We start from the raw sequence: 13,553 nt of genomic DNA, 5'->3' as shown, positions 1-13,553 counted from the left end.
GGTCAGCTTTCCATGTCGAGGGCGAGGGCATAGGCGACCCGCTCAGTCGCGCTTAACTTGGTGTTAAGCGCTTGGCGGTAGAGATCGCGGAACTCTGGTATCTGGTGCAGTTCTTCTGCCTTGGCGCGATGCCAAGCAAGGCCCGCTTGGTGATGTGTGCGCAGTTGTTCGTCTGCCAGCAGGCGGTCCATCTCGGCGCGGAGACGCGGTAAGTTGCGTTGGATTGAGAGATCGCGGTGATCGTTCCAATCCATGCGGATCCAGTAGTTGATGCCGATGGAACGGTCGACATGCAGCGCGCGCCCGCGCTGGCGTTTGACAAGAAAGGAGTCGGCTGAGCGCAGAGCGTAATGGTTCAGTTGCAGCAGGTCGTATCCGATGTTGCTTTTGGTAGAGCGCCAACCGTTGCGCAGCGCGTCGCGCGTCATGTCGCGGCCCGAGCCGTTGACCCATTTGACCCGTTCCGCCTGCGCGTCGTCCAACTTGTTGGGCCGGTGGCAGGAGAGTTTTTCATAGGCGCCGATGTTGCGGAACATCGTCTTGAACCCCCATGCGGTATGGGGTTTCGGACAAAAACTGGGAGCGCAGTGGTCGAACTGGCCGATCACCGGCGCATCGGACATGGCCGTCACCCCGTTATGGCCAAAGAGCCGCCAAGTCATCGCGATATTGGTAGCCTCGGGCGCGGCGGCGAAAAAATCGTTGAGCGTGCCGTTGCCGGTGCGGATATTGACGAATTCGTCAACATCGATATGGGCGATCCATTCGGCGTCCCGGATCAGCGGCTCTTTCAGCGCTTGGTTCAATGCATGCTGCTGGGGCGAATTGCCCTTCCAATCGCTGTTGTTGCGGTGGTGCAGGATGCCCATGTCTTGCAACCGTCCGAGCACGGCATCGGTGCCATCGGTGCAATCATTGGTGTAGATCAGGAAGTTATCAAAGCCCACTGCGCGGTGATAGGCGACCCATTCGAGGATATAGGGGGCCTCGTTCTTCATGCAGCCGACGATGACATTGCCGCTGTTGCCGGGCGGTAATTGGCGCGGCGGGACGGTGGTATAGGCGGGCGCGGGCTGGTCTTCGCCCTCGGGCGCCGTGTCGTTATGCGGGCGAAAGGGGCTGCTGAGGATCATCTCGTGGTTGACCTTTACCCGGTTCAAAAGCTGGGCATTGGCCGCGCGGGCGTCTTCTGAGGCGGCGGGGTCCGATAGCATCGCCTCGAATTTCGCGGCCGACTGGCGCGCCATCTCAGCCTCAGCGCGTTTCTGCGCCAGAGGGGTCGCGGTTGTTCGGATGCGGTGGGCAAAAGCGGCGAGGTACTGTGTGGCGCGAAAGCCGCGTTCGGGGTCTGCTTCGGTCCAAAGGGGTTCTGGCCTGTCGGGGGTGAGCGCCGCAGCCAGCGCGGGATATCGGGTGATGAGGGCTGCGTTGTCGCGGGCGAAATGGTCGGAGATTGGGGCGAGACTGCCGGGCGCGATCGCTGCCCCGTCGATCTGCAGCGCCTGCAACATCTGGGTCCATGTGCTGCGCGGGCAAGAGAGGTCATGCACTTGCAGATAGCGGATCAGCACATCGTTAAACGCGCGCATTCGGGCCAGCCAAGGCGCGGGCAGAGGGGCAAGCGCGCGGCCTGGATCGACCGAACCGAGGGGCGTGATCAGGTCAAGGCTATCGGAAACTTCCCGCGCCCCGTCTTTGGATAGGAGATGCGGCAGGTCGAGCGGGCGGAATTCGACCTTCTCGGCCCCAAAGGCATCTGCCCAATGACTGTGAAGTGTTTGATAATCCAACCAGAAGGGCGGGTTTTGCACATCCGAGAATAGGCCAAAGTCGGGGGCATCCTCAGCAGGTTCGAGCGCGCCTTGCCACCAGTTGCCACGCTCCGCCAAGGCTAGTTCCTGCGTCAGCGGATGGCGCCGGCCTTCGGTCACGGCAAAGGAATAATGCGCGGTGAGAAGGCGAGCCTGTTCCTCAAGATGGGCGATAATGCGAATATCGTCGAAATAGGGGCTGAGCAGATCACGCAGACGGGTAAGCTCTTCAGGCCGCGACAGCAGATTACCGAGTTGCGCCGCGCTGAGCACCACATGATCGGCGCGGGTCTCGGCCAAGTCACGAGGGATCAGCGCGTGGAATTCATCGCGCAGCGTGGCGCCGATCAGAGCACTGTCGAGCCCGCGTCGATAGCGCAGCAGTCCAACCGCATCAGGCGCGGCGCAGGCGGCATAGAGGCGGACGTGGTTCCAATCGGGGGCCAAAACCCCTTGTTTCAACAGCGCGCCCTTTTGCTGCTGCAAGATATTGCGCAGTCGCGCGGCGGCTTTTTCAGTCGGGCCGATGAACAGGGTGAGGCGCATCACTCGGCCTCTTCTCTGCCGGTGTTGCTTTGGCCCCACCATGGCAGGTCGATGCCGAGGTAGGCGGCGATCTTGTCGCGGGCGCCGGGGTCTTCGATGTCGAATTCCAGAAAATTGGCGCAGCCAGCAAAGACCCGGCGGCAAAAGGTGAAATGCCCCTCGACCCATTTGGCGAGCTCGGCCTCGCTGCGGCCAAAGCCGCGGGGCAGGCCCGGCACATCGGCCTGTGGCAGGCGGCGGCGGCCCAGATTGTTCCAGCGCATCATGCTGTTCGCCGTCTTTGCCGGATCGCGGTGCGACAGCAGGAACTTGATGTCGGGGTGGTGCTGCTGAATGGCGCTCAGCAGCCCCCAGTCGGTCTGCGGCCAAAGGCTGCGGTCATGGCGCACGGCGCTCATCTCGTTGATCACGTCGAATTCTTGCAGCCGCGCCAGCGGGTCGCCGCTGGCAAAATAATCGGCATAGATGATCCGACCCACATGCTCTCCGGTAATGTCAGGCAGGGCGCTTTGCCCTTTGCGGATGCGCCAATCAGCGACCTTGAGCCCCGCGTGGCGCAGCGCATCGGTGAGCGTGGTGGTGCCGGTCTTGGGCAGGCCAAGGTTGATGATCCGTGGGCCGGTCATTTCAGTCCAATCTCGGCGCGGACCTGCGCTTCGGCGGCGGAGTAGGGGCTGGCCTCGCGCAGTTGTGCCTGCATCGCGCGGTAGGCCGGATCGGCCAGCAGGGCATCGCGGCGGGCGCGGTGCGCGCCCACGGCATTGGCATGAAGTTCAGCGATGCCGGGCAGCGCTTTGAGGCGGTCCATCTCGGCGCGCAGGGCGGGCAGGTAACGCTGGATCGTGCGATCCTCCCAAGCTGCATCATTGCGGTCGCGCCAATAGGTGTCATCAAAAGCGCGGTGTTCGCGGTTCACGTCACCCCGATCATTCTTGACCAGAAAGCTGTCGAGCGAGCGCAGCGCGTAATGGTTCAGGGTCGCAAAACGCCGCGCGCCGCGGGCGGGAAAGGCGCGGATGCGGCGCTTGTTGGCAGCGCTGCGGAAGGGCGCGGGCACCTGTCGGCCTGCGCCATCGGTCCAATGCGGTTGGTGTTTTTCGTCATCATGAAAAGGCCGGTGTGCGCCGTAGTAGCCTAGCGGGAAATCTTGCCGGACCAATGATTTAACCTCAATCGCCGTATCGGCGCACCAGATGTCGGGGTTATGGCTGCGGGTAAATTGCGCGATGATCGGTTCATCGACGAACTCCTCGATCCCGCCATTGGCGAAGAACTGGAAATGCAGCGAGATTGCCTGCGGATCGCCGCAGGCTGCGATCAGCGCGGGCAAGCGGTGGTCGCCTACATGGATGTTTAGAAACTCGTCCACATCCGCGACCCAGACCCAATCGGCCTGCGTGACGACGGGTTGGCGCCGGGCATCCTTCAGCGCCTGCATCTGGTAGTTTCGATTGGTCGCCGGGTTCGGCAGATGGGTGACAATGCCCTGCGCGCCAAGGGAGTCGAGCAGGCGGTCAGTCCCATCGGTGCAATCATTTGAATAGAATAGGAAATCCGTGACCCCGATCACCCGATTGAAGGCAATCCATTCCAGCAGAAACGGGCCTTCGTTCTTGACGCAGGTGACAGCGGTGATGCGCATGTCAGACCCCGCCGCGCCGGATCGCGATGAAAATGCTCTGTCCCATATCCGCCCCTGTGGCCCCGTTGTTCTCGGTGACCGTCGATTATTGCTTGAGACTATGCCAGCGCGGGGAAATCACGTCAATCTGCCCGCGCTCTCTCAGACCCCTTGACGGGGCGGGGCGGGAATGCACCACTGGGGCCATGAAAAACATTGATACGATCGACGCGGTCCAAGAGATGCTGAGCGCTGAGGGCTATGTTTGCGACCGCGCGCTTGGGGTTGTGGTTTTCCTCAGCCTTACGCTGGGGCGGCCTTTGTTTCTGGAAGGCGAGGCGGGTGTCGGCAAGACCGAGATAGCCAAGGCGCTGGCCGCCGGGTTGGGGCGGCGGTTGATCCGGTTGCAATGCTACGAAGGGCTTGATGCGTCGAGCGCGGTTTATGAGTGGAATTTCCCCGCCCAGATGGTGGCGATCCGCACGGCGGAGGCGGGCGGTGGCGCGGATCGGCGCGCGCTGACCCAAGAGTTGTTCAGCGACGACTACCTGATCGAACGCCCCCTTCTGCAGGCGCTGCGCCCGGATGAGAATGGCGCACCGGTGCTGCTGATCGACGAGTTGGACCGTACCGACGCCCCGTTCGAGGCCTTTCTGCTGGAAGCCCTGAGCGATTTTCAGGTGACGATCCCCGAGCTTGGCACGATCCGTGCGCCGGAGCCGCCGATTGTGATCCTCACCTCAAACCGCACGCGGGAGGTGCATGACGCGCTGAAGCGGCGGTGCCTTTACCATTGGGTCGATTACCCGGATGTGGCGCGTGAGATGGCGATCCTTTCGGCCCGCGCGCCCGAGGCGGCAGAGGCGCTCAGCCGCGAGGTTGTGGCTTTTGTTCAGCAATTGCGGACGGAGGATCTGTTCAAAAAACCCGGTGTGGCAGAGACCATCGATTGGGCGAAATGTTTGCTGGCCTTGGATGTAACGACCCTAAGCCCCGAGGTCATCGCCGATACGTTGGGGGCGGTGCTGAAATACCAAGACGACATCGCCAAGCTGCAAGGGTCCGAGGCCGCGCGCATTCTCGAACAGGCCCGCGCGTCGCTGGTGCCCGCCTAAGCAGGATGGCTGAGCAGACCCCCCTCGACCTGCCGGACGACCCGAAGCTGGCGGGGAATATCACTCATTTCGCCCGCGCCCTGCGGCGGGCGGGGCTGTCCATCGGGCCGGGGCGCGTGGTGGAGGCGGTGGAGGCTGTCGTCGCCGTGGGGTTCACCAGCCGCCGTGATTTCTATTGGACGCTGCACGCTTGTTTCGTGAACCGCCCTGAACAGGCGCGGGTTTTTGCGCAGATATTCCGGCTTTATTGGCGCGATCCGCGCTATCTGGAACATATGATGGCCGCGATGCTGCCCGCCATCCGCAGTGTGCAAGAGGACCGCCCCGCAACCCCGGCAGAGAAACGCGCGGCAGAAGCCCTGCTGGACGGGGCCGAAGCGCCGGAACGAGAAGAGCAGCCCGAGCCGGAAGAGACCCTCATTGAAGTCGATGCGAGCCTCACGATGTCGGCGCGCGAGCGGCTCCGGACGCTGGATTTCGAACAGATGAGCCTTTCCGAGATGGCTCAGGCGAAGCAGATGTTGGCCAAGCTGGAACTCCCGGTGCCGCCGATGCCGAGCCGCCGGAATGTGGCAGCGGCACAGGGGCGGATTGATGTGGCACGCACGATGAAAGCGGCGCTGCGGCGCGGGGGAGAGATGGAACGGCTCTACCGGATGACTCCGCGCGCGCGCTATCCCAACCTTGTGGTGCTCTGTGATATCTCAGGCTCAATGAGCCAATACAGTCGGGTGATCCTGCATTTCCTGCACGCGGTGGCCAACAGCAAGGGCGCGGGCTGGGCACAGGTGCACGGGTTCACCTTTGGCACGCGGCTGACCAATATCACCCGGCATCTTGCGACCCGCGATGTGGATGCGGCGCTGGCAGCGGCGGGCGCGCAGGCGCAGGACTGGGAGGGGGGGACGCGCATTGGGGCCGCGCTGGCAGCGTTCAACCGCGATTGGTCGCGGCGGGTCATGGGACAGGGCGCGGTGGTCTTGCTGATCACCGACGGGTTGGACCGGGACGATCCGGCGGAACTGGCGCGGCAGATGCAGCGGCTGCAATTGACCGCGCGGCGGGTGATCTGGCTAAATCCGCTTTTGAGGTGGGACGGGTTTGCGCCCAAAGCGGCGGGCATTCGCGCGATGTTGCCCCATGTCGATAGTTTTCGCGCAGGGCATTCGATTGCGTCGCTGGAGGCCCTGGCCGAGGCGATCTCGCGCCCCGATGATCTGGGCGAAAAGGCGCGCATGTTGGCGGGGTTGAACGCGGATGGCTAGGCGCGAGGCCGAGGGAGCCGGCTGCGGGTCTCTCCAAAACCAGAAGGTTTCGGAACCACCCTTGATTGATCCCGGCCTGTCACCCGCCTGTCGTCGCGCCAAGCGAAATAGCCGCATCCCCTGAAGGGGCCCCTCGGCGATTTAGCTTGCCCCGCCGCCCTGCGCGCGACCGTTTGGTCTCAAGCAAGGGCGGCTCCGAAACCAGAGGTTCAGGCGAAGGCTTGCGCAAAGGTGCTGCGGTAAGTGGCGCGCAGATCTGCCAGCAGTGCAGAGGCCGCGCCGAAGCTGATCTTCTCGCCGCCGAATGCGCCGACTTGGGCCACGGGCACGCCGGCCTCTTTGCCTGCGGCGATCAGGGCCTCAGCGGCCTCGGCGGTACAGGCCACAAGGTAGCGGGCCTGATCTTCGCCAAAGAGGGTTGCGGTGTCATCGCTCTCGATCTCGATGCCGATGCCAGCGGTTTCGGCCAGCTCGAAGGCGGCGAGGGCGAGGCCGCCATCGCCAAGGTCGGTACAGGCGGAGATTTGGCCTGACTGGGCGCGGATGAATTCCCCGTGGCGGCGTTCGGCCACGAGGTCGACATGGGGCGCATCGCCCTCGGCCCGGCCGAAGGCTTCGGCGAGCAGGGCGGATTGGCCGAGGTGGCTGCCCGCGCTGCCGATCAAGAGGGCCACATGCCCCTCGCACAGCTGGTTGCAGATGATCTGCTCGACATTGTCGATCAGGCCGACCGCGCCGATGGTGGGCGTGGGCAGGATGCCTTTGCCGTCAGTCTCGTTATAAAGCGATACGTTGCCCGACACGATCGGCATGTCGAGCGCGCCCACGGCTTCGCCGATGCCTTTGATCGCGCCGACGAACTGGCCCATGATTTCGGGCTTTTCGGGATTGCCGAAGTTGAGGTTGTCTGTTGTTGCCAATGGTTTGGCGCCCACAGCGCAGAGGTTGCGATAGGCTTCGGCCACGGCCTGTTTGCCGCCCTCGGTGGGGTTGGCTTTGACGTAGCGCGGGGTCACGTCGGAAGTGAAGGCCAGCGCCTTGTCGGTGCCATGGACCCGCACGATGCCAGCGCCGAGGCCGGGCAGGCGGACGGTGTCGCCCATGACCATCGTGTCGTATTGCTCATAGACCCACGCTTTGGAGGCGTGGTTCACGGAGCCGATTAGGGCGCGGAGGCCTTCGATCGGGTCGATGCTGGGCGCGTCGGACAAAGCGGCGGCGGCAGGGGTTTCGACCCAAGGACGGTCATATTCCGGCGCGGTGGAGGCGAGTTTCGACAGCGGCAGGTCGGCTTTGACCTCGCCATTGAGGCAGATGAGGAAGCGGTCCTCGGGGAGGGTTTCGCCCACGATGGCGAAGTCGAGGTCCCATTTGTCGAAAACCGCTTTGGCTTCGGCTTCAAGCTCGGGGCGCAGGACCATGAGCATACGCTCTTGGCTTTCGCTGAGCATCATTTCATAGGCCGTCATATGCGGTTCCCGCGTCGGGACCTTTTCAAGGTCGAGGCGCACGCCGAGGCCGCCTTTGTCGCCCATTTCCACGGCGGAGCAGGTCAGGCCCGCAGCGCCCATGTCTTGGATTGAGATCACGGCGCCGGTTGCCATCAGCTCAAGCGTGGCTTCCATCAGGCGCTTTTCGGTGAAAGGGTCGCCGACTTGGACGGTGGGGCGTTTCTCTTCGATGGTGTCGTCGAATTCGGCGGAGGCCATGGTCGCCCCGCCGACACCGTCGCGGCCAGTTTTGGCCCCGAGGTAGACCACCGGCATGCCGACGCCGGATGCGGCGGAATAGAAGATTTTGTCGGCATCCGCGAGGCCCGCCGCGAAGGCGTTGACGAGGCAGTTGCCATCATAGGCTGTGTCGAACCGCACTTCGCCGCCGACGGTCGGCACGCCGAAACAGTTGCCATAGCCACCGACGCCTTCGACGACGCCATGTACAAGTTGGCGGGTCTTGGGGTGATCAGGGCGGCCAAAGCTGAGCGCGTTCATCGCAGCAATCGGGCGTGCGCCCATGGTGAAGACATCGCGCAGAATGCCGCCCACGCCGGTGGCCGCACCTTGGTAGGGTTCGATGTAGGAGGGGTGGTTGTGGCTCTCCATCTTGAAGACCAGCGCTTGGCCATCGCCGATATCGACCACGCCTGCGTTTTCGCCGGGGCCGCAGATCACTTGCGGGCCATCGGTGGGCAGGGTGCGCAGCCATTTCTTGGAGGACTTGTAGGAGCAATGCTCGTTCCACATGGCAGAGAAAATGCCCATCTCGGTGTAGTTTGGCTCGCGCCCGAGGATGTTGACGACCTCGGCGTATTCCTCGGGGGTGAACCCGTGGCTGGCGATAAGGTCGGGCGTGATGGCTGGATCTTGCATGGAAATTCCCCGGCTGGCGCGTTTGCGCCCTCATACAAGGGGAAATGCCGGGGGGGAAGTGGCTTTGGCCGCCTGTGGGCTGAAAGAAGGCGATGGACCAAAAAAAAAGGCCGAGCTAAAAGCTCGGCCAAGTCCAACAGGGAGGTATGAAGCGACGCGCCCTCAGGCCGTCAATCTTCATAATGGTGAAATAGGAGGCAGGGCTGTTCAAATCAAGGCTATTTAACATCGCAAGTCATCATGGCCGATATGCGCTTATTGCATGGCTTGCGGTGGGGCTGCGGTTCAGTTGTCGCCTTCGACCCGTTCGCGCCATTGTTTGCGGTAGGTTATGATCTCTTCCTGCACAAAATCCTTGAAGGCGGCGACGCGCTTGGATTGGCGAAGCTCTTCGGGATAGGCGAGGTAGACCGGCACTTCGGCGGATTCGATATCGGGCATCACCTGCACGATATGCGGAAAGTCTTGGATCAGGTAGTTGGGCAGCACGCCGAGGCCAAGGTGATGCACCACGCCTTGCAACACGCCGAAGTAATTGTTCACCGTCAAGAGCGAGCGCAGGTCATACATCATCAGTTCTTTGACCAGTTGCAGCCCGGCGCCGACTTGATCGCTGTCGGTGTTCTGACAGATCAACCGGTGATCTGCCATATCTTCCATCCGCTCCGGCGTGCCGTGTTTTTCCAGGTATTCAGGGCTTGCGTAGAGGCCCATCCGCACGGTCATCAGCCGTTTGCGCACCAGATCGGCCTGACTTGGTTCTTTCATGCGGATCGCCACGTCGGCCTCGCGCATCGGCAAGTCAAGCACGCGTTCTTCGAGCATTAAGTCGACCTTAAGGTCTGGGTATTGCTCATAAAGTTTCGGCAAGCGCGGGGCGAGCCAGAGGGTGCCGAAACCGGTGGTGGTGGTCACGCGCAATTCGCCAAAGACTTCTTCCTCACTGTCGCGAATGCGCGCGGCGGCGGCGTCAAGTCGCTTGGCCATGGCTGAGGTCGCGTCGAACAAAAGCTCACCCTGTTCGGTCAGGATCAGTCCGCGCGCGTGGCGGTGGAAGAGGTTGGTATTAAGCTGTTCCTCAAGCCCGCGAATCTGCCGACTGACGGCAGATTGCGACAGGTTAAGCTTGTCGCCTGCATGGGTCAGCGACCCGGCATCGGCCACGGCGTGAAAAATTCTGAGTTTGTCCCAATCCATGGCCCGTACTTTCCTTGCCCAGCCTTTCTCCTACCTTAATAGCCGGGAGAAAACAGCACAAACCGTCCCCTGCAGGGCTGCCGTTGCGGAATAACTGCTATACAGGTCAGCAGCTGTGACCTATATAGGAGGCAATCATGCAAGACTGACGTGCTAGGGAGGGCCCGCCATGACAACGCAAAAGATTTCACTGAACGATCGTTTCGACCTTGAGAAAAGCCCGGTGCTGCTGAACGGCACGCAGGCGCTGGTTCGGCTGATGATGATGCAATCCGCCCGCGACCGCGCGGCGGGGCTGAACACCGCAGGCTATGTGACCGGCTACCGGGGCAGTCCGCTGGGCGGGGTAGACCTGCAAATGCAGCGTTCAGAGAAGAAACTCGCCGAGCATAACGTGCGCTTTGAGCCGGGGCTGAACGAAGACCTCGCGGCGACGATGCTATGGGGCAGCCAGCAGGCGGAACTGCGCGGCGAGGGGAAATATGATGGCGTCTATGGCCTATGGTACGGCAAAGGCCCGGGGGTGGACCGCACCGGCGATGTGATGCGCCATGCGAATATGGCGGGCACTTCGCCTCATGGTGGTGTGCTGATGGCGATGGGGGACGACCATACCGGCGAATCCTCCACCGTGTTGCACCAGTCGGAATGGGCGATGGTGGATGCCTATATGCCGGTGGTCTCGCCCGCCGGTGTGCAGGAAATCCTTGATTACGGCATCTATGGCTGGGCGCTCAGCCGGTTCTCGGGCCTTTGGGTGGGCCTGAAGACGATGAAAGACACGGTTGAGGCGACGAGCGTCGTCAACGGCGACCCGAACCGAATGAAGCTGGTGATCCCTGAGTTCGACATGCCTGATGGCGGTCTGAGCATCCGTTTGGGCGATACGCCGCATCTGCAAGAAGCGCGGATGATCGACTACAAACGCTTCGCCGCCGAGGCGTTCTCTCATGCCAACAAGATGGACAAGCGCGTCTGGGGCAAGCGCGGGGCCAAGATCGGCTTTGCCGCTGCGGGCAAGAACTGGCTCGATCTGGTTCACGCGCTGAGCTTGCTGAACATTGATGAGAACGAAGCCGAGCGGCTAGGCATCACCACTTATAAGATCGGTCAGACCTTCCCGCTCGACATGCAGGGGTTCCACGAATGGGCCGACGGGCTTGATCTGGTGGTCGTGGTCGAAGAAAAGCGCAAGCTGATCGAAGTGCAGATCAAGGAAGCGCTGTTCAACGATACCCACCGCCGCGTCTATGGGTGGCACAAAGGTGGCGCGGGCATGGAGCACGGCGAAGAGTTGTTCCCGACCCGTGGCGCGCTCGACCCTATTCTGATCGCTGAAAAGATCGGCGGCATTCTGTTGGAAGAGGGCCGCGAGACCGATGGGATCCGCGCGGGGCTTGAGGCGCTGAACGAGGCACGCCGGTCGGACAATGCCGAAGATATCGCCGCGCGACTGCCATATTATTGCGCGGGCTGCCCGCATAACTCCTCGACCAAGGTGCCCGAAGGCTCGCGCGCCTATGCGGGGATCGGCTGTCACTATATGGTGCAGTGGATGGACCGCGAAACCACCGGCTTTACCCACATGGGCGGCGAGGGTGCGAACTGGATCGGCGAGGCGCCGTTCTCCAATACAGAGCATGTGTTCCAGAACCTTGGCGACGGCACCTACAACCACTCCGGGGTGTTGGCCATTCGGGCCGCCATCGCGGCGGGGACAAACATCACCTACAAGATCCTCTATAACGACGCGGTTGCGATGACCGGCGGTCAGCACAACGAAGGCGACCTTGACGCCTACCGCATCGTCGAAGAGTTGAAGGCGATGGGCGTGAAGAACCTCGCCGTGGTCTATGACCAGAAGGAAGACGTGGACCTTAGCCGCTTTAAGGGCGTCGAAATACACGAGCGCGCCGAGATGCCGAATGTGCAAAAGGCCTACCGCAAGCACAAGGGCGTGTCGGCCATCGTCTATATCCAGACCTGCGCCGCCGAGAAGCGCCGCCGCCGCAAGCGCGGGCTGTTCCCGGATCCCGACAAGCGCGTTTTCATCAACGAGGACGTTTGCGAGGGCTGCGGCGATTGCGGTGTGCAGTCGAACTGCGTGGCCGTGGTGCCGAACGAGACCGAGCTGGGCCGCAAACGCGCCATTGACCAGTCGCAGTGCAACAAAGACTTCTCTTGTCTTAACGGGTTCTGCCCCTCCTTCGTGACGCTGGAAGGCGCCAAGATCCGCAAGGATCCGACCACCGAACTGACCATCCCCGACCTGCCGCAGCCAGACCTGCCCAAGATCGACGGCACCCATAACGTCGTCATCACCGGTGTGGGCGGCACCGGGGTCGTGACCATCGGCGCGCTGCTGGCGCAGGCGGCACAGCTTGATGGCAAGGGGGCTGGCATGATGGAGATGGCGGGCCTCGCCCAGAAGGGCGGTGCGGTGCATATCCACTGCCGTTTGGCCGAGCGTCCCGAAGACATCAGCGCGATCCGCGTAGCCACCGGCGAGGCGCATGCGCTCATTGGCGGCGATCTGGTGGTCTCGGCGGGGCACAAGACGCTGGGGCTGACCCGCGCCGGGCGCACCGGGGCGGTGGTGAACTCGCACCAGATCATCACCGGTGATTTCACCCGCGATACCGAGTTTCAGATGCCCTATGACCGGCTGAGCCTCGCGCTTGAAGCGCGGTTGCAGGACGATGTCGCGATGTTTGACGCCTCGGATCTGGCCAAGGCGGCACTGGGCGACTCGATCTTTTCCAACATGATGATCTTCGGCGCCGCATGGCAGCGCGGGCTTCTGCCCCTCTCGTTCGAAAGCCTGATGCAGGCGATTGAGATGAACGGCGCGGCGGTAGAGCGCAACAAGCGCGCGTTTGAGATTGGCCGCTGGGCCGTGCTCTATCCCGAAGATGCCAAAGCGGTAAGCCAGCCTGATAACGTGGTGGAATTGCCCAAGTCGCTGACTGAGAAAATCACTTTCCGCGAAAACCACCTGACCGACTATCAGGGCAAGGGGCTGGCCAAGCGTTACACGAAGATGCTCGACGGTATTGAGGACCGTGCCGTCAAGGCGGCGGTGGCGATGGGCTATCATAAGCTCCTGAGCTACAAGGACGAATACGAGGTCGCCCGCCTGTTGATCACCAGCCGTGACAAAGCGCGTGCGCAGTTCGACGGCGATTTCAACATGACCTTCCACATGGCGCCGCCGCTCTTGTCCAAGATGGGGCCCAACGGTCGGCCACAGAAGCGGGAATTCGGCCAATGGCTCGAAGGGCCGCTGCGGGTCATGGCGAAGTTCAAGGGGCTGCGCGGCACGCCTTTCGATCCCTTTGGCTATACCGCCGAGCGCAAGATGGAGCGCGCGTTGATCAAACAGTATGAGGCCGACATGGCCGAAGTGCTGCCCAAGCTGACCGATCAGACCCGCGACGCCATCGTGGCGCTGGCCGAGCTGCCGCTGCAAATCCGTGGCTTCGGGCCGGTGAAACAGGCCAATGAAGCCAAGGCCGAGAAGCGCCGTGAGGAACTGCTGGCGGTGATCCGCGCGGGCGGCACCTCCACGGCCAAGGCAGCGGAGTAATACGGCTGTTACATTTCTGGGCTAGGGAGAGCATCAGTGCGAT

At 62.5% G+C, this 13,553-nt stretch carries 8 protein-coding genes; 3 read left to right on the top strand and 5 right to left on the bottom strand.

The features are described 5' to 3' along the window. Window positions 1–2 precede the first annotated feature (2 nt). From A3722_RS09205 to A3722_RS09195, 3 genes are read right to left on the bottom strand one after another with little or no spacing between them, the layout of a single operon-like run. Window positions 3–2,357, bottom strand: coding sequence for a glycosyltransferase family 2 protein (locus tag A3722_RS09205; protein ID WP_067629106.1), 2,355 nt, complete (start codon window positions 2,355–2,357; stop codon window positions 3–5). After that, window positions 2,357–2,983 carry a sulfotransferase gene (locus tag A3722_RS09200; RefSeq protein WP_067629104.1) on the bottom strand — a complete coding sequence of 209 codons (627 nt, stop codon included), beginning with the start codon at window positions 2,981–2,983 and terminating at the stop codon, window positions 2,357–2,359. The genes A3722_RS09205 and A3722_RS09200 overlap by 1 nt, the downstream gene beginning before the upstream one ends. Beyond that, window positions 2,980–3,999: a glycosyltransferase family 2 protein gene (locus A3722_RS09195; protein WP_067629102.1), complete on the bottom strand. Its 1,020-nt coding sequence runs from the start codon at window positions 3,997–3,999 to the stop codon at window positions 2,980–2,982. The genes A3722_RS09200 and A3722_RS09195 overlap by 4 nt, the downstream gene beginning before the upstream one ends. 185 nt (window positions 4,000–4,184) lie before the next feature. On the opposite strand from A3722_RS09195, the gene A3722_RS09190 reads away from it, so the two are divergent. Beyond that, window positions 4,185–5,093 carry an AAA family ATPase gene (locus A3722_RS09190; protein ID WP_067629100.1) on the top strand — a complete coding sequence of 303 codons (909 nt, stop codon included), beginning with the start codon at window positions 4,185–4,187 and terminating at the stop codon, window positions 5,091–5,093. Between the two features lie 5 nt (window positions 5,094–5,098). After that, entirely contained in the window at window positions 5,099–6,358 is a 1,260-nt protein-coding gene (locus A3722_RS09185) for a vWA domain-containing protein (protein ID WP_067629098.1), read from the top strand. Between the two features lie 209 nt (window positions 6,359–6,567). Here the strand turns inward: A3722_RS09185 and purL are convergent, their stop codons facing one another. After that, the gene (gene purL, locus A3722_RS09180) at window positions 6,568–8,727 is read right to left on the bottom strand and encodes a phosphoribosylformylglycinamidine synthase subunit PurL (RefSeq protein WP_067916082.1); all 2,160 of its coding nucleotides are present in this window, start codon (window positions 8,725–8,727) and stop codon (window positions 6,568–6,570) included. A gap of 285 nt (window positions 8,728–9,012) precedes the next feature. Next, window positions 9,013–9,924, bottom strand: a complete 912-nt coding sequence (locus A3722_RS09175; protein ID WP_067626714.1) for a LysR family transcriptional regulator — start codon at window positions 9,922–9,924, stop codon at window positions 9,013–9,015. Between the two features lie 169 nt (window positions 9,925–10,093). On the opposite strand from A3722_RS09175, the gene A3722_RS09170 reads away from it, so the two are divergent. Beyond that, entirely contained in the window at window positions 10,094–13,510 is a 3,417-nt protein-coding gene (locus A3722_RS09170; protein WP_067626716.1) for an indolepyruvate ferredoxin oxidoreductase family protein, read from the top strand. The last annotated feature ends 43 nt before the right edge of the window (window positions 13,511–13,553 follow it).

It is taken from the genome of Sulfitobacter sp. HI0027, assembly GCF_001634775.1.
In the GTDB taxonomy this organism is placed as follows: Bacteria; Pseudomonadota; Alphaproteobacteria; order Rhodobacterales; family Rhodobacteraceae; genus Sulfitobacter.
Note: the sequence above shows the minus strand (reverse complement) of the source record. Positions and strands in the feature narration are given on the sequence as shown.